Annotated in this window: 1 pseudogene; it reads right to left on the bottom strand. The window is 22.7% G+C overall.

The features are described 5' to 3' along the window. A pseudogene (locus ELQ12_RS10025) lies at positions 1–282 on the bottom strand (hypothetical protein); the annotation flags it as partial.

Genomic DNA, 282 nt, shown 5'->3' on the forward strand with positions numbered 1-282 from the left:
TAAAAGAATATTCACTCTCATAAAAATGTTCATTATAATAAGCTTTGTTATTAAGTTCTTGTTCATAAGGAACTTTACTAGAGTGTAAAGATAAAAGATTTAAAGGAGTGTTAGCATTAATACTAGAATGCGTAAAAGAATTAGTTCTTAAGCTTTGCTCTTTATAAATAGAAGAAATACAAGCTTGATTTAAAATATTATTAACATTAGGATTATACTCAATTTCTTTATTTTTTACATTTTTATATACATCACAAAAATAAATAGTGTTCTCATCTTCAT

The organism is Campylobacter sp. US25a, from assembly GCF_004379075.1.
Taxonomy (GTDB): Bacteria; Campylobacterota; Campylobacteria; order Campylobacterales; family Campylobacteraceae; genus Campylobacter_D; species Campylobacter_D jejuni.